General features: G+C 70.5%; 15 protein-coding genes. 12 read left to right on the top strand and 3 right to left on the bottom strand.

The window, feature by feature from the left end; genetic code table 11:
• The first annotated feature begins 5 nt into the window (after positions 1–5).
• The 9 genes from AB0K67_RS27565 (at position 6) to AB0K67_RS27525 (ending at position 10862) form a co-directional block, all read left to right on the top strand.
• Positions 6–1148: a GNAT family N-acetyltransferase gene (locus AB0K67_RS27565; protein ID WP_364066002.1), complete on the top strand. Its 1143-nt coding sequence runs from the start codon at positions 6–8 to the stop codon at positions 1146–1148.
• A 90-nt stretch (positions 1149–1238) separates the two neighbouring features.
• Positions 1239–1763 (top strand): crossover junction endodeoxyribonuclease RuvC, encoded by a 525-nt coding sequence (ruvC, locus tag AB0K67_RS27560; RefSeq protein ID WP_364066687.1) that lies wholly within the window; start codon positions 1239–1241, stop codon positions 1761–1763.
• Positions 1764–2132: 369 nt separating this feature from the next.
• Positions 2133–2753, top strand: a complete 621-nt coding sequence (gene ruvA / locus AB0K67_RS27555) for a Holliday junction branch migration protein RuvA (RefSeq protein ID WP_364065999.1) — start codon at positions 2133–2135, stop codon at positions 2751–2753.
• Between the two features lie 510 nt (positions 2754–3263).
• Entirely contained in the window at positions 3264–4298 is a 1035-nt protein-coding gene (ruvB, locus tag AB0K67_RS27550) for a Holliday junction branch migration DNA helicase RuvB (protein WP_364065996.1), read from the top strand.
• A gap of 211 nt (positions 4299–4509) precedes the next feature.
• Positions 4510–4890: a preprotein translocase subunit YajC gene (yajC, locus tag AB0K67_RS27545; protein ID WP_364065993.1), complete on the top strand. Its 381-nt coding sequence runs from the start codon at positions 4510–4512 to the stop codon at positions 4888–4890.
• 90 nt (positions 4891–4980) lie between these two features.
• Entirely contained in the window at positions 4981–6807 is a 1827-nt protein-coding gene (secD, locus tag AB0K67_RS27540) for a protein translocase subunit SecD (RefSeq protein ID WP_364065990.1), read from the top strand.
• A gap of 1 nt (position 6808) precedes the next feature.
• Positions 6809–7798 carry a protein translocase subunit SecF gene (secF, locus tag AB0K67_RS27535; RefSeq protein ID WP_364065987.1) on the top strand — a complete coding sequence of 330 codons (990 nt, stop codon included), beginning with the start codon at positions 6809–6811 and terminating at the stop codon, positions 7796–7798.
• Positions 7799–7966: 168 nt separating this feature from the next.
• Complete coding sequence (locus AB0K67_RS27530) at positions 7967–8485, top strand: adenine phosphoribosyltransferase (protein WP_364065985.1); 519 nt, start codon at positions 7967–7969, stop codon at positions 8483–8485.
• A gap of 187 nt (positions 8486–8672) precedes the next feature.
• Positions 8673–10862 (top strand): bifunctional (p)ppGpp synthetase/guanosine-3',5'-bis(diphosphate) 3'-pyrophosphohydrolase, encoded by a 2190-nt coding sequence (locus AB0K67_RS27525; RefSeq protein ID WP_364066685.1) that lies wholly within the window; start codon positions 8673–8675, stop codon positions 10860–10862.
• Between the two features lie 115 nt (positions 10863–10977).
• Here the strand turns inward: AB0K67_RS27525 and AB0K67_RS27520 are convergent, their stop codons facing one another.
• From AB0K67_RS27520 to AB0K67_RS27510, 3 genes are all read right to left on the bottom strand, one after another.
• Positions 10978–12069 (bottom strand): cupin domain-containing protein, encoded by a 1092-nt coding sequence (locus AB0K67_RS27520; RefSeq protein ID WP_364065982.1) that lies wholly within the window; start codon positions 12067–12069, stop codon positions 10978–10980.
• 185 nt (positions 12070–12254) lie between these two features.
• Positions 12255–13484 carry a DUF349 domain-containing protein gene (locus tag AB0K67_RS27515; RefSeq protein WP_364065980.1) on the bottom strand — a complete coding sequence of 410 codons (1230 nt, stop codon included), beginning with the start codon at positions 13482–13484 and terminating at the stop codon, positions 12255–12257.
• A gap of 62 nt (positions 13485–13546) precedes the next feature.
• Entirely contained in the window at positions 13547–14413 is an 867-nt protein-coding gene (locus AB0K67_RS27510; RefSeq protein ID WP_364065977.1) for a peptidylprolyl isomerase, read from the bottom strand.
• Between the two features lie 138 nt (positions 14414–14551).
• Here AB0K67_RS27510 and AB0K67_RS27505 point away from each other — a divergent pair, with 138 nt between their 5' ends.
• The 3 genes from AB0K67_RS27505 to aspS are packed head-to-tail and all read left to right on the top strand — an operon-like array spanning position 14552 to position 18280.
• On the top strand, positions 14552–15232 hold the full coding sequence (locus AB0K67_RS27505; RefSeq protein WP_364065974.1) for an MBL fold metallo-hydrolase: 681 nt from the start codon (positions 14552–14554) through the stop codon (positions 15230–15232).
• Complete coding sequence (gene hisS, locus AB0K67_RS27500) at positions 15232–16494, top strand: histidine--tRNA ligase (RefSeq protein WP_364065971.1); 1263 nt, start codon at positions 15232–15234, stop codon at positions 16492–16494. The genes AB0K67_RS27505 and hisS overlap by 1 nt, the downstream gene beginning before the upstream one ends.
• Positions 16495–16549: 55 nt before the next feature.
• On the top strand, positions 16550–18280 hold the full coding sequence (gene aspS, locus AB0K67_RS27495; protein ID WP_364065968.1) for an aspartate--tRNA ligase: 1731 nt from the start codon (positions 16550–16552) through the stop codon (positions 18278–18280).
• Positions 18281–18403: the final 123 nt, after the last annotated feature.

Here is an 18403-nt window from a genome sequence, read left to right as displayed (position 1 = left end):
TGATTGTGGAAATACGCGACATAACGCCCGACGACCTCGACGACGTCATCGACCTGCGCCGCCGGGCGTTCGGTCCGGTGAGCGAGAGCGGCAAGGAGAAGTGGCGCAAATCCGTGCTGCCCGCCCTGGCCGAGCGGCGCTACCTGGGGATGTTCGACGGCGACCGGCTCGCCGCCTCGGCCAGGCTGCGCCGCTTCACCCAGTGGTGGCACGGCAGGCCCCAGCCGATGGCCGCCGTCGCGGGCGTCACCGTCGCCCCCGAGGACCGCGGTCGCGGCGTCGGCACCGGCATCATGCGAGCCGTCATCGAGCGCGCCGCCGCGCTGGGCGACGCGGTCTCCGCGCTCTACCCGGCCACCACCGCCATCTACCGCAAGCTCGGGTACGAACACGCGGGCGCGCGGCACCTCATCCGCCTGCCCGCCGAGGCGCTGCGCGAGATCCGCCCGTCCGGCCACGTCAAGCTGCGCAGGATGGGGCCGGGCGACGCCGCCGAGCTGATCTCGGTGCTGCACCGCGTCCACGGCGCGACCCGCGCCAGCGGCCCCGTCTCCTACGGCGAGGACACCTGGAACCTGTGGCTCGCCAACGAGGACGACTTCCTCTACCTGGCCGACGACGGCTACGCCATCTACCGCTGGAAGGGCGACGACATGGAGGTCGAGAACGTCGTCGCCGGCTCGTCCGGCACCCTGCGCGCGCTGTGGGGGCTGATCGGCAGCGCCTCCTCGGTGGCCCGCGAGGTCGTCGCCGCCGTGGCGCCCGACGACCCGGTGCTGTGGATGCTGCGCGAGCGTTCGAAGGAGCGGGTCACGCAGGTGCGGTGGATGTTCAGGGTGCTCGACGTGGCCGCCGCCGTCGAGCGCAGGGGCTATCCGGCGCACGCGAGCTGCCAGGCCGTGGTGACCGTGGACGACCCGGTGCGCGGCGGAGGCACCTGGCGGCTGGACATCTCCGGCGGAACGGGCACCGCCACTCCGTGCGACGAGCCCGGCGTCACGCTCTCAGTGAACGGCCTGTCCGCGTTGTACGCCGGTGTCCCCTCCTCGACGCTGCGGCTCAGCGGTCTCATGTCCGGAGATGACCGATATGACGAGGCGCTCGACGCGGCCTTCGCCGCCAAGCCGTACATGCTGGACTACTTCTGACTCTCGCTTCCCGGTGCGCGCCCTCTCCGGTCACGGTAAAGTCTCGTGCCGAACAGGTGTTCGGCGGCGCGGTCTCGGGAGGGCATGCCGGTGCGGGTGATGGGCGTCGATCCGGGGCTGACCCGGTGCGGCCTGGGCGCGGTCGAAGGGCGCCCGGGAGCGCCGCTGACGCTCGTGGCCGTGGGTGTGGTCCGCACGGGCGCCGACGAGGAGCTGGGGGCGCGGCTGGTCGGCATCGAGGCCGGCATCGAGCAGTGGCTCGACGACGTACGCCCCGACGCGGTGGCCGTCGAACGCGTCTTCAGCCAGCACAACGTACGCACGGTGATGGGCACCGCGCAGGCCGCCGGCATCGCCGTCCTGTGCGCGGCCCGGCGCGGCCTCCCGGTGGCGCTGCACACGCCGTCCGAGGTCAAGGCCGCCATCACCGGCAGCGGCACGGCCGACAAAAAGCAGATCGGCGCCATGGTCACCCGCCTGCTGCGGCTCACCGAGATGCCCAGGCCCGCCGACGCCGCCGACGCCCTCGCGCTGGCCATCTGCCACGTCTGGCGCGGCGGCGCCCAGCACCGCCTCGCCGACGCCCTGGCCAAGGCCAGAAACCCCCGCCGATGACGACAGGCCGGGCCCGGCGGACCACCGCCCTCTGCGAGGCAGCCGGATCCGCTCCGAGAGGCCACGCCCTCCGGCCGGTCGCAAGCGTCCATGAGACCGCGAGCGAGCGGGCTGCGCGACGAATCGGGTTAGGTCCGCGAGCCGGTTGTGCAACGAGCCGTATCGAGGCCTGCGGGTCGCGATCGGCGTGGCGGGGGCGGGGGAGAGGGCGTATCTGCGCTATGACAGGGGACCAGGCGTGACAGTGCTGACAGTGGCAGTGCTGACAGTGGCAGTGCTGACAGTGGCGGTGCTGACAGTGGCAGTGCTGACAGTGACGGTGCTGACAGTGACGGTGCTGACAGTGGTGACGGAGACGGGAGGCCGAGCGTGATCGCGTCGGTGACGGGCAAGGTGACGGCGATCGCCCCCGACGGGGCCGTGATCGAGGTCGGCGGCGTCGGCATCCTCACCCACTGCACCCCGAGCACGCTCGCCACACTCCGGGTGGGCGAGGAGGCCCGGCTGGCCACGTCGCTCGTGGTGCGCGAGGAGTCGCTCACCCTGTACGGCTTCGCCACCGACGACGAGCGGGCCGTCTTCGAGCTGCTCCAGACGGCCAGCGGCGTCGGTCCCAAGCTGGCGCTGGCGATGCTCGCCGTGCACAGCCCCAACGCGCTCCGGATGGCCGTCGCCAGCGCCGACCTCAAGGCGCTCACCCAGGTGCCGGGCATCGGGCAGAAGGGCGCCCAGCGCATCGTGCTGGAGCTCAAAGACCGCCTCGGCACCCCGGAGGAGACGGTCAACGCCGCGCTCAACGGCGACCGCCGCGCGGCGGTGTGGCGCGAGCAGGTCCACTCGGGTCTGGTGGGGCTCGGCTACTCCAGCAAGGACGCCGACGAGGCCATCGCCGCCATCGAGCCGGAGGCGGAGGCCGACATCGCCGCCGGCCGCCAGCCCCAGATCGCCGCCCTCCTGAAGGCAGCCCTCCGCTCCCTGAGCGTCCGATGACCCACCCGACCGCCCTCTGCCGTCCGCCGATTCGTACGGTGCGGAGCGCGCGTCCGGCCTTCGCAGCGCCGACGGCCGCTGCGCCCCGCCCGGCCCTCGAGACCCGCGCGGGGCCTGCGGCGCCCGTGGCCCGCGTGCAGCCCGAAGCACGTACCGCGGGAACGGCGTCCGCAGCGCCCACAGCCCTTACGGTCCGCTCGGCGCTCGCGCCGTCTGCTGCGTGCTCGGCGTCCGTAACGCCCGCTCCGCGCACTGCCCGTACCGGGTGGTTGCGGGGCACGAGGGAGCGGTTGTCGGTGATACGTGAGATCGTGGCGGTCCGAGGCGATCGCGGAGACGTCCGGTCGGTGGTGAAGGGGCCGCCAATCCAGCGGCCGCACAAGGCCGGGAAGTCGCGAGAGCCCGGGAAAGAGCCGCGGCGGCGACTGGCCGTCGAGTCGGCGCGGCGACCAAGCGCAGGGCCGACTGCACACATGACCGTGAAGCCGATGGAAGAGAGGAGGCGCAGGCATGGGGTACGAGCGGGATGAGATCCTCTCGCCCGCCGCCGGTGGCGACGAGCTGCAGATCGAGGCCGCGCTCAGACCCAAGCGCCTCAGCGAGTTCATCGGCCAGAGCCGCGTACGCGAGCAGCTGTCGCTGGTGCTGGAGAGCGCGCTGCGCAGGCGGCGTCCGCCGGATCACGTGCTGATGAGCGGCTCGCCCGGCCTGGGCAAGACCACGCTGGCCATGATCATCGCGGCCGAGCTGAACGCCCCGCTGCGCATCACCTCGGGCCCGGCGCTGGAGCGGGCGGGCGACCTGGCGGCGATCCTGTCCACGCTGACCGAGGGCGAGGTGCTGTTCATCGACGAGATCCACCGGATGGCCAGGCCCGCCGAAGAGATGCTCTACATGGCGATGGAGGACTTCCGGGTGGACATCGTCGTCGGCAAGGGGCCGGGGGCGACCGCGATCCCGCTGGAGATCGCGCCGTTCACGCTGGTGGGCGCCACGACGAGGGCGGGGCTGCTGCCGGCGCCGCTGCGCGACAGGTTCGGCTTCACCGCCCACATGGACTTCTACGAGGTCGCCGAGCTGGAGCAGGTGCTGCACCGGTCGGCCAAGCTGCTCGGCGTCACGCTGCCGGACGAGGGCGCGCACGAGATCGCCCGCCGCTCGCGGGGCACGCCGCGCATCGCCAACCGGCTGCTGCGCCGGGTGCGCGACTTCGCCGACGTACGGGCGAACGGCGTCATCGACCGCGACGTGGCCTCGGCGGCGCTCAACCTCTACGAGGTGGACGGCGAGGGCCTCGACCGGCTCGACCGGGCGGTGCTTGGCGTGCTGCTGCGCAAGTTCGGCGGCGGACCGGTGGGGCTGTCCACGCTGGCGGTGGCGGTGGGGGAGGAGCCGGAGACGGTCGAGGTGGTGGCCGAGCCGTTCCTCGTACGCCAGGGTCTGCTGGCGAGGACCCCGCGCGGACGGGTGGCGACCGCGGCGGCGTGGGTCCACCTGGGGATGGAGCCTCCGCCCGATGCGTTCGGAGCGTCGCTTTTCGACTGATCACGAATCGGTTGCAACCGTTTCAATATGGGAACTTCCCCGCGTGCCGAAACGCTGCTTCGTTGCCGCCTTTATCAACAAGCGCCTACACTCCGTGGCTTGGCTGGCTGTGTAGGCTGACGGGCTGAGCGGCGCGGCCCGACGCAACGCACGGAATTTCCGGCGCGGGGCCGGTGTCAACTCCTTGTACGACTATGGAAGGTCGCCCCTTATGGAACAACTCGGAAGCATCCTGCCGCTGATTCTTCTGGTGGTGGTGTTCTACTTCCTGCTGATCCGCCCTCAGCGCAAGCGCCAGCAAGAGGCGATCCAGATGCAGAACTCCTTGACGCCCGGCACCCGCGTCATGACCACGACCGGACTGTTCGGGACCGTCACCGCGATAGACAATGAGGACGTCATCCTCGAAGTCGCGCCGGGTGTCGAGACCCGTTGGGTGAAGGCCGCCATCGGCCGTGTCGTCGCCCCCGGTGACGCCCCGGCGGACGAGCAGGCCGCTGACCAGGCCGAGCTCGGCGAGGAAGGCAAGAAGGAGTCCGACGGCACCGCGGAGCCCAACGGTGACCAGGACTCCAGCACCAAGAAGTCCTGACTAAGCTCTGCCTAAACCTCTATCTGAAAGAACTGACGACCAGTGGCCCGACCGACCAGCCGCCACAGCCGACCGGGGCGAACGCTCCTCGTGCTGCTGGCACTCATCCTCGCCCTGGGCGGGACGATGTTCCTGCAGAAGGCGTACACGCCCAAGCTGGGGCTCGACCTAGCGGGCGGCACGACGGTGACCTTGTCCCCGGTGACCCAGAACAACGCGGCGCCGCCCGATGAGATCCTCGACCGGGCGGTCAACATCATCCGCGACCGGGTCAACGGCACAGGCATCTCCGACGCCGAGGTCGCCAAGTCCGGCGACAACATCATCATCTCCATCCCGGGCGTGGGCCAGGACGAGGCCATCAAACTGGTCGCGACGACCGCGGAGCTGCGCTTCCGCCAGGTGCTGGCCATGGAGGCCACGCAGCCGCCCGCCGACCTGGCCACGAACCCGCCGACGCCCAGCCCGTCCGGCAGCCCCTCGGCTCAGCCGAGCGGCAAGCAGTCCGCCAGGCCGTCGCAGTCGGCCGCCACCCCGAGCGCGTCCCCGACCGGCAAGGCGCTTTCGTCCGCACTGCTGTCCCCCACGACGGCCCCGTCGGCGGGTGCGCCACGGGGATCCACGGAGTCCGGTGACGGGCAAAAGGACGGACAGTCGGCCCAAGGCGATGACCAAGCCCGGCAACAGGACCCCGGCGAGCAGGACAACGGCGACGCCAAGGCGCAGAACACCAGGGCGCAGAACACCAGGGGCCAGAACGCCAAGGCCACGCCGTCGGCCTCCCCGACCGCGAGCACGCCGGCCATCACGAACCCGAACATCGACACCACGGGCATCGACCCGCAGGTGCTCGAGCAGTTCAACAAGCTCGACTGCGCCGACCCGGCCAACCGCGGCCAGGGCGTCCAGGACGACCCCAACAAGCAGTACGCCGCGTGTGAGAGCGACGGCAGCTTCAAGTACGTCCTCGACGTCGCCAAGGTCGTCGGCACCGACATCGACACCGCCTCCGCGGGCGTCCGCCAGGGCACCACCGAGTGGGTCGTCCAGCTCGACTTCAAGAGCAAGGGCGCCGGCGAGTGGAGCAAGCTCACCACCGCCGCCTACAACTCGCCCGAGCCGCGCAACAAGGTCGCGGTCGTGCTCGACGGCGTGGTCATCACCGCCCCCAACATCATCAGCCCGATCCCGGGCGGCCGTGCGGAGATCACCGGCGGCTTCGACCAGGCCAGCGCCACCACCCTGGCCGACCAGCTCAAGTACGGCGCGCTGCCGCTGAAGTTCAACCGCAGCTCCGTCGACACCGTCTCCTCGACGCTCGGCCAGGACCAGCTCGAGGGCGGTCTCATCGCCGGCCTCATCGGCCTGGTGCTGGTGGTCATCTACAGCATGCTCTACTACCGGGGCCTGGGCATCGTGGCGGTGCTGAGCCTCGTGGTGGCGACGATCCTGACGTACACGGCGGTGGTCGTGCTCGGCCACAACGCGAACTTCCGGCTCTCCCTGCCGCACATCATCGGTCTGGTGGTCTCCATCGGTATCACCGCCGACTCCTTCATCGTCTACTTCGAGCGCATCCGTGACGAGATGAAGGAGGGCCGGCGCTCGCTGCGGGCGGCCGTCGAGGTGGCCTGGGTCCGCGCCCGCCGCACGATCCTGATCGCCGACGCCGTCATGTTCATCGCCGCGATCGTGCTGTACTTCCTGGCGGTGGGCGGTGTGGCCGGCTTCGCGTTCGCGATGGGCCTGACCACGCTGATCGACATCCTGGTGGTGTTCCTGTTCACCAAGCCGTTCATCGCCCTGCTGGCGCGGCTGAAGTTCTTCGCCAAGGGCCACCCGCTGTCGGGGCTCGACTCCGAGCGCATGAGCGAGGTGCCTTCCACCGGCCACAAGACCACTCCGCAGGAGGCCTGACATGGGACTGGGACGTCGCCTCTATCGCGGCGAGATCGACGTCGACTTCGTCGGCAAGTGGCGCCTGTGGTACAGCCTGTCCGGCCTGCTGCTCGCGGTGTCGCTGGCCGGTCTCATCCTCCACGGCCTCAACCTGGGCGTGGAGTTCAAGGGCGGGACGATCTTCTCGTTCAAGGCCCAGCACGCCACCGTCGAGCAGGTGCGCGCCACCGTCCAGGACCAGGGCGCGCACCAGGTGATCGTCCAGCAGGCCGGTGAGAACGGCTGGCGGGCGACCACCGAAAGCCTGGAGGAGAGCACGCGCTCGCAGGTGCAGAGCGCGATCGCGAAGGACTTCAACGTCCCGACCGATCAGGTCAGCATCCAGGCCATCGGCCCGTCCTGGGGCGGTGAGGTGTCGCAGAAGGCGTGGATCGGCCTGGCCGTGTTCATGCTGGCGATCATCTTGTACCTGTCGATGGCGTTCGAGCCGAAGATGGCCTTCGCCGCGATCGTCGCGCTCTTCCACGACCTCGTCATCACGGCCGGCATCTACGCCTGGTCGGGCTTCGAGGTCACCCCGGCCACTCTGCTGGGCTTCCTGACCATCCTCGGTTACTCGCTCTACGACGCGGTCGTGGTGTTCGACATGATCAAGGAGGTCACGGCCAAGCTGGGCCACACCTCGAAGCAGACGTACTCGATGGCGGCCAACGACGCGCTCAACCACACGCTGATCCGGTCGCTCAACACCTCGCTGGTCGCGATCCTGCCGGTGGCGGCGATCCTGTTCATCGGCACCACGCTGCTCGGCGCGGGCACGCTGAAGGACCTGTCGCTCGCCCTGTTCGTCGGCATGATCGTCGGTACGTACTCCTCGCTGTGCGTCGCCACGCCGCTGCTGGTGACGCTGAAGGAGCGCGAGCCGAAGTACCAGGCCATCGCCAAGCGCCTGGCCTCCACCGGAGGCGGCAAGAAGGGCCACAAAAGCGCGGCCGTAGCCAAGAGCTAGCCGTCCGGCACGACGGGCTCACGAGCGCCCTCGCCCCTTGCAGGGGCGGGGGCGCTTCCGTTCGTCCGGCCGCGGGTCAGGCGGGCTTCTGAGCGCTCCGGGTACGTGTCATGGCCCGATATGCACCATCATGGAGCGCGGCACACGGCCCGGTGAGAAAGGACGACCATGACGGAGCTGCGCACGATGATCCTGGACCGGATCAGGGACGTGCCGGACTACCCCAAGCCGGGGGTCCTGTTCAAGGACATCACCCCGCTGCTCGCCGACCCGGTGGCGATGGCGGCCGTGGTGGACGAGCTCGCCGGGCTGCACCAGGTGGACAAGATCGTGGGCATCGAGGCGCGCGGCTTCATCCTCGCCGCTCCGGTGGCCTACCGGGCGGGCGCCGGGTTCGTGCCGGTGCGCAAGAAGGGGAAACTGCCCGCCGCCACGCTCGAGGAGTCCTACGATCTGGAGTACGGCTCCGCGGTCATCGAGGTGCACCGCGACGCGTTCGCGCCCGGCGACCGGGTGCTCGTGGTCGACGACGTGCTGGCCACGGGCGGCACCGCGAAGGCCACCGTGGAGCTGGTGAGGAGGGCCGGAGCCGACGTCGTCGGCATCGCCGTGCTGATGGAGCTGGCCTTCCTCAAGGGACGCGAACGCCTCCAGGGAGAGCGGTTGCACTCCCTTGTGACCGTCTGAGCCCGCCCGCGCAGGCCCAGGTTCGCTGCCTGGATACACTGGGGGGATCTGGACTCGAACGTGAGGAGCCACTGCGTGAGGAGTCTGTGTGCCCCGTGATGTGGTCGCGCCCGACGTAACCGACTCCGGCAACGCGGAGACGCCCGGTGTGCCGTCGGTGCGCCGCAGGCGATTTGGGGGTGGGGCGATGAACCCGGTGCTGGAGCCGCTGTTCCGTACGGTCCGCGCTACGCACCCCAAGGCGGACCTGCGGTTGATCGAGCGTGCTTACGACGTGGCCGCCTATCACCATCGCGACCAGAAGCGGAAGTCGGGTGACCCCTACATCACCCACCCGCTGGCCGTCGCGACGATCCTGGCCGAGCTCGGCACCGACGACGAGACGCTGTGCGCGGCGCTGCTGCACGACACCGTCGAGGACACCGCCTACTCACTCGACGAGCTGCGGGGCGACTTCGGCGACACGATCGCGTCCCTGGTCGACGGTGTCACCAAGCTCGACAAGGTCAAGTTCGGCGACGCCGCGCAGGCCGAGACCGTGCGCAAGATGGTCGTGGCGATGTCGCGCGACATCCGCGTACTGATCATCAAGCTGGCCGACCGGCTGCACAACATGCGCACGATGCGCTACCTCCCCGAGCACAAGCGCCACCAGAAGTCGCGCGAGACGCTGGAGATCTTCGCCCCGCTCGCCCACCGCCTGGGCATGAACACGATCAAGTGGGAGCTCGAAGACCTGGCCTTCGCCATGCTCTACCCCAAGCGCTACGACGAGATCGCGCGCATGGTGTCGGAGCGGGCGCCGCGCCGCGACCTGTTCTTGCAGGAGGTCATCGAGAAGGTCTCCGGCGACTTGCGCGAGGCGAAGATCCGCGCGGTCGTCAAGGGCCGGCCGAAGCACTACTACTCGGTCTACCAGAAGATGATCGCCCGCGATGTCGCCTTCGACGACATCTACGACCTTGTGGGCATCCGCGTGCTGGTCGACTCCGTACGCGACTGCTATGCCGCGCTCGGCACCATCCACGCCCGGTGGAACCCGGTGCCAGGCCGGTTCAAGGACTACATCGCGATGCCCAAGTTCAACATGTACCAGTCGCTGCACACCACGGTGATCGGTCCCGAGGGCAAGCCGGTGGAGCTGCAGATCCGCACCCACGCGATGCACCACAGGGCCGAGTACGGCGTGGCCGCGCACTGGAAGTACAAGGAGGAGGTCGGCTCCGGGCCCACGGGCAAGGTCAAGCCGGGCAGCGACATGGCCTGGCTGCGCCAGCTCCTCGACTGGCAGAAGGAGACCTCCGACCCGGGCGAGTTCCTGGAGTCGCTGCGCTTCGACCTGTCGGTCTCCGAGGTCTACGTCTTCACCCCCAAGGGCCAGGTCATCGCGCTGCCCGAGGGCGCCACGCCGGTCGACTTCGCCTACGCGGTGCACACCGAGGTGGGCCACCGCTGCATCGGCGCCCGTGTCAACGGGCGGCTGGTGCCGCTGGAGTCGCGGCTCGGCAACGGCGACACCGTCGAGATCTTCACCTCCAAGTCGCCGGATGCGGGGCCGTCGCGCGACTGGCTGAAGTTCGTCAAGTCGGGCCGGGCCCGTAACAAGATCCGGCAGTGGTTCTCGAAGGAGCGCCGCGAGACCGCGATCGAGGCGGGCAAGGAGGCCATCGGCCGGGCCATGCGCAAGCAGGGCCTGCCGCTGCAAAGGCTGATGTCCGGCGAGGCGCTGCTGGCGCTGGCCCGCGACCTGCGCTACCCCGACGTCTCCGCGCTGTATGCGGCGGTGGGGGAGGGCCACATCGCGGCCCAGGCCGTGGTGCAGAAGCTGGTGGCCTCGATCGGCGGCGTCGACAGCGCCGAAGAGGACATCGCCGAGACCTCGCTGCCCACCCGGCTGCGCGGCCGCCCGCGCGGCGGTGGCGGCGCCGGCGTGGTGGTGGCGGGCGACGCCGACGTCTGGGTACGCCTGTCGAAGTGCTGCACGCCCGTGCCCGGCGACGAGATCGTCGGCTTCGTCACCCGCGGCCACGGCGTGTCGGTCCACCGCAGCGACTGCACCAACGTCCAGCAGCTGCGGGCGCAGCCCGACCGGCTGGTCGAGGTGAGCTGGTCGCCGAGCGACGACAGCGTGTTCCTGGTGGCCATCCAGGTCGAGGCGCTCGACCGGCCCCGGCTGCTGTCCGACGTCACCCGCACGCTGTCCGACCAGCACGTCAACATCCTCAGCGCCTCGGTCACGACCTCGCGCGACCGGGTGGCGATCAGCAAGTTCACCTTCGAGATGGGCGACCCCAAGCACCTGGGCCACGTGCTCAAGGCGGTGCGCAGCATCCAGGGCGTCTTCGACGTCTACCGGGTGAGCGGCGCCGGCAACTGACGGCCTCGCCGGGCGGCGTGCCGAGGCGCGCGGCGGCCGGCCGGGCGCGTGGCCTTCGCCGGCGAGCGCGCCGCCTTCCGCCGGGGCCGGCCGTCCAGGGTGCGCGTACCGGGGGTCAGCGGGCGTGCAGGCCGGGCAGGTTGACCACGATCGCCTCCTGCGTGCTGCGCGCGATCACCACCACCGCCTCCTGCGCGGGGTCGGGGTTCTCCTCGCGGTGCGGAACGTACGGCGGCACGAACACGTAGTCGCCGGGCCGCGCGTCGATGCGCCGCTCCCTGCCGTCCTCAAGGAACACGAACGACGGCGTGCCGGAGACGACGTAGATGCCGGTCTCGGAGGCCCCGTGGTGGTGGTCGGAGGAACGGGTGGCGGGCGGGACGTGCGTCTGCCCCATCCACAGCCGCGACGAGCCGGTGGTGGCGCCGCTGACGGCGGCGAGCCTGCGCATGCCCGCGCTCTGCGCCGTCTCGCCCGAGAGCTCTCCTGCGGGCACGTGACGCAGGGTCTGGTGGAACGGGTCACCCTGGGCCCGGTAACCCTCCCAGAGGCGCCCTCCGGCCCGTTCGAGCACGCCTGAGGCGACCGCGGTCAGCTTCTCCGGGTCGTCGTGCACCTTCAGCAGCTCGTCGGCCAGCTCAGGGTCGTGGGCGCGCAGCTCGCGCAGCAGCCACTTGCCGGTGCCCTGCCACCTGCCCGCCAGCCCGAGCGCCGTGACCGCGGTGGCCTGCACGAGCTCCCAGGAGATGAACGCACGCTCGCCGGGATCGGTGGCGCCCGCGAGGTCGTCGAGCAGGTCCGACAGCACGTAGCGGGCCCGCTCCGACTGGTCGGCACGCTGCCCGCCGGGGCCGGCCGAGACCCGCTCGCCCAGCTCCGCCTGCAGGTCGCTGGCCCGGCCGCCGGTCCTGTCGGTCAGCACCGCGCCCTCGGAGCAGATGCGGGCGAGCGTCGGCTTGCGCACCGCGAAGTCCCGCTCGATGTAGGCCGTCAGGCTGGTCTCGCTGTGCACGAACAGCTCGATCGGCCATTCACGCCAGCGCAGGCTCTCGCGATAGGGACGGTCGAGGCCGTCGAGCACCACGATGATGTCCAGATCGGAGGTGCTGGTGCGGCGCTCGGTGAGCACGCTGCCGCCGACGAAGGCGTACAGGGCGCCGGGGAACGTCTCCTCGACGAAGGCGCGCGCGGCGGTCACGGGATCCATGCCGCACAGCCTAGATCGCGGGCCCCGTCGCACGCCGCCCGATTCGGCGACGGCGGCCCGCATGAAGGCCCGCGATGAGGCCTCTCCAAGGCTCGGCGAGATCGGCGATGAGGCCCTCGCCAGGGCCTCGTGCCGGGCTCGGCCAGATCGAGTTCAGCCGGCCCCGCCAGGGCTCCGCGCCGGGATCAGCTGAACTCGGCCAGCGTGCGCTCCGCCTCGGCCAGCCAGGAGCGGCGTGCGGTCAGGGCCTCCTCGGTCTCCTTGATGTCCTTGACCCGGCCCGCCGCCTGCGCCTTGTCCAGGCGCTTCTCCAGCTGCTCGATGGAGGTGCGCAGCTGGTCGACGGCGCTCTGCGCGCGCGCCCTGGCCTCGGGGTTGGAGCGCTTCCACTCCGCTTCCTCGGCCTTGCGCACGGCCTCGTCCACCCGGCGCAGGCCGCCCTCGAGCCGGTCGCGCTGGTCGCGCGGCACGGGGCCGGCGGCCTCCCAGCGCTCCAGGATGCTGCGCAGGGCGGTCCTGGCCGCGCGGACGTCGGTGACCGGGAGGATCTTCTCGGCCTCGGCGAGCAGCTGCTCCTTGACCACCGCGTTGGCGGCCAGGGAGGCGTCGCGCTCGGCGAACACCGCGGAGCGGGCCTGGAAGAACTGGTCCTGGGCGGCCTTGAAGCGCGCCCACAGCTCGTCCTCGGCCTCGCGCGAGGCACGCCCCGCGCTCTTCCACTGCTGCATCAGGTCGCGGTAGATGGCCGCCGTGGGACCCCAGTCGGTGGAGTCGGCCAGCGCCTCGGCCTCGGCGACGATGCGCTCCTTGGCGGCGCGCACCTGCTCGCGCTGCTCGTCGAGCCCCGCGAAGTACGCCTTGCGCCGCTTGGCGAACGCCGTGCGCGCCGCCGACAGCCGCTTCCACAGCACGGCCTCGGTGGCCCGGTCGATGCGGTCGGCGGCCTTCCACTCCTCGACGAGCTGGCGCAGCCGTTCGCCACCCGACTTCCAGTGGGTGGTCTCCTCGGCGATGCGCTCGGCCTCGGCGACGATGCGCTCCTTGACCGCCCTGGCCTCGGCCCGCGCGCGCTCGCGGGCCGCCTTGATCTCCTCGCGGCGCTGGACCACCAGCTCGCTCAACCCGTCGAGCCTGGCCGTCAGGGCATCGAGGTCGCCGACGGCGTGGGCGTCGGCCACGGCCTCGCGCAGCTTGGCGATGCTGGCCTCGGCCTGGGCCGGAGCGAGGTCGGTGCCCCTGACGCGCTGTTCGAGGAGCTGGACCTGGCCGGCCAGCTCGTCGTACTTGCGATGGAAGTAGGCCAGTGCCTCTTCGGGTTCACCGGCCTGCCAGGAGCCGACGGCCCGTTCTCCCTCAGCCGTACGCACGTAGACGGTGCCGTCGTCGTCTACCCGGCCCCACGGGTCGGTGCTCACCGTGTCCTCCCGCACTATCCATCAGACCCTTCGGGACTACTTCGTCCCTAGTTTGTATTACGTCAGCTCTTGCCGGCGATTGTCACGTCTTTGATTTCGACGGTTTGCTTAGGTGCTCCCGTCCCGTCTCCCGAGTCGTTGATCACGCCTGCTTTGTTCACCTTGTCCAGGATGTCCAGACCCTTGGTGATCGTACCCACAGGTGTGTAATCCGGGGTGAGTCCGATGTCGCCGTAAACGAGGAAGAACTGGCTGCCCGTGGTGCCCGGCGCGGAGGTTTTGGCCATCGCCATCACACCGCGCTTGTACTGGGCTCCTTCGAGGTTCTCCTCGGCCATGCGGTAACCGGGACCACCGGATCCGTCCTGGCTCTTGCCGTCGGCCTTGGCGGTCGGGTCACCGCACTGCAACATGGGGAACTGATCGTTGCCGAGCCGGTGGCACTTGCTGCCGTTGTAGTACTTCTTCTTCGCCAGGAACTCCAGCGAGTTGGTCGTGCACGGAGCCTTGGCATTGTTCAGCTCGACCACGATGTCCCCCAAATTTGTGGAGATCGTCATCTTCTTCGTGGCCGGCTCGGTCTTCACCTTCGTCGGCGGCATGCCGACGTCCTTGACCTTCCCGGAAGTGTCCTTGACGTAGTCACACGTGCCCGTGGCCGCGTCGTAAGGCTTCGGCCCCGTGCTCTCCGACGCCTGGGCCGTCTGCCCGGCGGACGCGGAGGGCGAGGCGGCCGCCTCAGTGCCAGGGTCGTTGCCCCCGAGCAACGCGACCGCGGCCACGATGCCGCCGACCACGACCACCACGCCCACCGTGGAGCCGATGATCGCGGTGCGCTTGGCCTTCTGCTCACGCTCCCGGCGGCGCTGCATCTGCCGCTCGTAGTGCTCGCGTGCCAGTTGCCTCTGCCGGTCCTTGCCCGTGGCCACCGCTTTGCCTCCCGTAGTCAATCAACTGAGGTGGGCGAATCGTATCGGCCAACGGGTGATGATTCGCAGCCCGGCGACCCGCACCGGTACCCTTCGGTTACATTCCCATTGGCTTTTCGACGAGATCACCTGAGGCAGATGCTCATCGCCGGCTTCCCCGCAGGGGCCTTCCAGACCAATTGTTACGTAGTCGCGCCCGCGGCCGGTGAGGAGTGCGTCATCGTCGACCCAGGTCAGGACGCCACGGAGGGGGTCGAGGAGCTGCTGCGCGAGCACCGGCTCAAGCCCGTCGCGGTCCTGCTCACCCACGGCCACCTCGACCACGTCTGGTCGGTGGCCCCCGTCTGCGGCGCGCGCGACGTACCCGCGTGGATCCACCCCGACGACCGCCACCTGCTGAGCGACCCGGCCGCCGGCTGGTCGCAGACCAGCGCGAACCTGTTCGGGGGCATCACGCTGAGCGAGCCCGACGACGTGCGCGAGCTGTCCGACGGCGCCGTGCTGCGGCTCGCGGGGCTCGAGCTCGTGGTCGACCACACGCCGGGCCATACCAGGGGGTCGGTGAGCTTCCGGCTGCCCGGTGACCAGATCATGTTCTCGGGCGACCTGTTGTTCGCCGGCTCCATCGGCCGCACCGATCTTCCCGGCGGCGACTACGCCACGATTCTGCGCAGCCTGGCTACCAAGTGCCTGCCGCTGCCTGACGATACGGTCGTTCTGCCGGGCCACGGACCACAAACCACGATCGGCCGCGAGCGCGCGACCAACCCATACCTGAAGGAAGCAGCGCCGCACGCCGGTCCCACACGAGGGATCTGATGAGCTTCCAAGCACCGAAAGGCACGTTCGACTGGTTGCCACCCCGCTCCGAGCGGGTTCTCGCCGTACGCGAGGCGCTGGCCGCGCCGCTGCGACTCGCCGGCTACGGCTACATCGAGACGCCGGTCTTCGAGGACACCCAGCTGTTCGCCAGGGGCGTAGGCGAGTCCACGGACATCGTCACCAAGGAGATGTACACCTTCCCCGACAAGGCGGGCCGCTCGCTGACGCTGCGCCCTGAGGGCACCGCCTCGGTCGTCCGCGCGGTGCTCCAGCACAACCTGCACGCGGGGCAGCTGCCGGTGAAGCTGTGGTACTCCGGCAGCCAGTTCCGCTACGAGCGCGCCCAGAAGGGCCGCTACCGCCACTTCTGGCAGGTCGGCGCCGAGGCGCTGGGCGCCGAGGACCCCGCGCTCGACGCCGAGCTGATCGTCCTCGCCACCCGCGGCTTCGCCTCGCTCGGGCTGAAGAACGTCCGGTTGCTGCTCAACACGCTCGGCGACAAGAACTGCCGGCCCGCCTACCGCGCCGCGCTCCAGGACTTCCTGCGCGGGCTCGACCTCGACGAGGACACGCGGGCGCGCATCGAGATCAACCCGCTGCGCGTGCTGGACGACAAGCGCCCCGAGGTGCAGGCCCAGCTCTCCGATGCCCCGCTGGTGGTCGACCACCTGTGCGAGGCGTGCAAGGCGTACCACGACGAGGTGCGCTCCCTGCTGCGCGAGGCCGGCGTCGCCTTCGAGGACGACCCCAAGCTGGTGCGGGGCCTCGACTACTACACGCGCACCACGTTCGAGTTCGTGCACGGCGGGCTCGGCTCGCAGTCGGCCGTCGGCGGCGGCGGCCGCTACGACGGGCTCAGCGAGATGCTCGGCGGGCCGCCGCTGCCCAGCGTCGGCTGGGCGCTCGGCGTCGATCGCACGTTCCTCGCCATGGAGGCCGAGGGACTGCTCGGCGACGACGCGGCACACGAGCGCGTGCAGGTGTACGGTGTCCCGCTGGGTGACGACGCCCGGCGCCGCATGTTCCTGCTCATCGACGAGCTGCGCGCGGCGGGCCTCAGCGCCGACATGGCCTTCGGCGGCAAGGGACTCAAGGGCGCGATGAAGGGCGCCGGCCGCTCCGGCGCCGCGTTCGCGCTGATCCTGGGCGAGCGTGACCTGGCCGCCGAGGCCGTGCAAGTGAAGGACCTGGCCACCGCCGAGCAGACCGAGGTGCCGCTGGCCAAGGTCGTCGACGTCTTGAAGGGGAAGGTGCAGTGACCGGCGAGCCAGGGCCGCTGCCTCCCCTCACTCATCCGTATGAAGGGAAAGTGCAGTGATCCGCACGCATACCGCCGGGTCGCTCCGCGAGGAGCACGCCGGGCAGAAGGTGACGCTCGCAGGATGGGTGGCGCGCCGCCGTGACCACGGCGGTGTCGTCTTCATCGATCTGCGCGACGCCTCCGGCTCGGCGCAGGTGGTCTTCCGCGAGGAGGACCACGCCCACGACCTGCGCGCCGAATACTGCGTGCAGGTCGTCGGCGAGGTCAGGAAGCGGCCCGAGGGCAACGAGAACCCCGAGCTGCCCACCGGCGCCATCGAGGTCGTGGCCGACAAGGTCGAGGTGCTGAGCGAGTCGGCGCCGCTGCCGTTCCCGATCGAGGGCAACGTGGGCGTGTCGGAGGAGGCGCGGCTGAAGTACCGCTACCTCGACATCCGCCGCCAGCAGGTGGCCGACGCGATGCGCATCCGCTCCAAGGCGACCTACCTCGCCAACGAGGTGATGCACGAGCTCGGGTTCGTCTACGTCGAGACGCCCACCCTGACCCGCTCCACGCCCGAGGGCGCGCGCGACTTCCTGGTGCCGGTGCGCCTGCAGCCGGGCAACTGGTACGCCCTGCCGCAGTCGCCCCAGCTGTTCAAGCAGCTCCTCCAGGTGGCCGGCCTCGAGCGCTACTACCAGCTCGCCAAGTGCTACCGCGACGAGGACCTGCGGGCCGACCGGCAGCCGGAGTTCACCCAGATCGACATCGAGATGTCCTTCGTCGACCAGGAGGACGTCATCGCGGTCGGCGAGAAGCTGATCGGCCGGCTGTGGAAGGAGATCGTCGGCTACGAGCTGCCCAACCCGCTGCCGCGCATGACGTACGCCGACGCGATGGCCCGCTTCGGCTCCGACAAGCCCGACCTGCGCTTCGGCCAGGAGCTCGTCGAGATGACCGACTACTTCGCGGGCACCTCCTTCCGCGTCTTCCAGGCCGACTACGTCGGCGCCGTCGTCATGCCCGGCGGGGCCTCCCAGACCCGCAAGGAGCTCGACGGCTGGCAGGAGTGGGCCCGCTCGCGCGGCGCCAAGGGCCTGGCCTACGTGCTCGTCCAGGAGGACGGCACGCTCGGCGGCCCGGTCGCGAAGAACCTCTCCGAGCAGGAGCTGTCCGGCCTCGCCGCCAAGGTCGGCGCGCAGCCGGGCGACTGCATCTTCTTCGCCGCCGGCGCCAAGAACGCCTCCCGCGAGCTGCTCGGCGCGGCCCGCCTGGAGATCGGCAGGCGCTGCAACCTGATCGACGAGTCCCAGTGGTCGTTCCTGTGGGTCGTCGACGCGCCCATGTTCGAGGAGGACGGCGAGGGCGGCTGGACGGCCGTGCACCACCCGTTCACCGGGCCGAAGCCGGAGTGGGCCGACAACTTCCAGGACCACCCGGGCGAGGCGCTCGCCTACGCCTACGACATGGTCTGCAACGGCATGGAGATCGGCGGCGGCTCGATCCGTATCCACCGGGCCGAGATGCAGCAGCGCGTCTTCGACGTCCTCGGCATCTCCAAGGAGGAGGCGGAGACCAAGTTCGGCTTTCTGCTGGAGGCGTTCAAGTACGGCCCGCCCCCGCACGGCGGCATCGCCTACGGCTGGGACCGCATCTGCATGCTGCTGGCGGGCGGCGAGTCGATCCGCGACGTCATCGCGTTCCCGAAGACGGCCTCCGGCTTCGACCCGCTGACCGGCGCGCCCACGCCGATCACGGCGGAGCAGCGCAAGGAGGCGGGCGTGGACGCCACGCCCAAGCCGTAACCGGCGGGCTCGGCGGCCAGGGCGTCCCTCGTGAGGGGCGCCCGGCCTGCAGAACGGACGACGGCCCGGGTGCCCCGCGCGGGGCACCCGCGCCGGGGGGCGGGCGGGGGCGGGGTGGAGACG

The organism is Nonomuraea sp. NPDC052634, assembly GCF_040678535.1.
In the GTDB taxonomy this organism is placed as follows: Bacteria; Actinomycetota; Actinomycetes; order Streptosporangiales; family Streptosporangiaceae; genus Nonomuraea; species Nonomuraea fastidiosa.
This window is presented reverse-complemented; position numbering and strand designations above follow the sequence as displayed.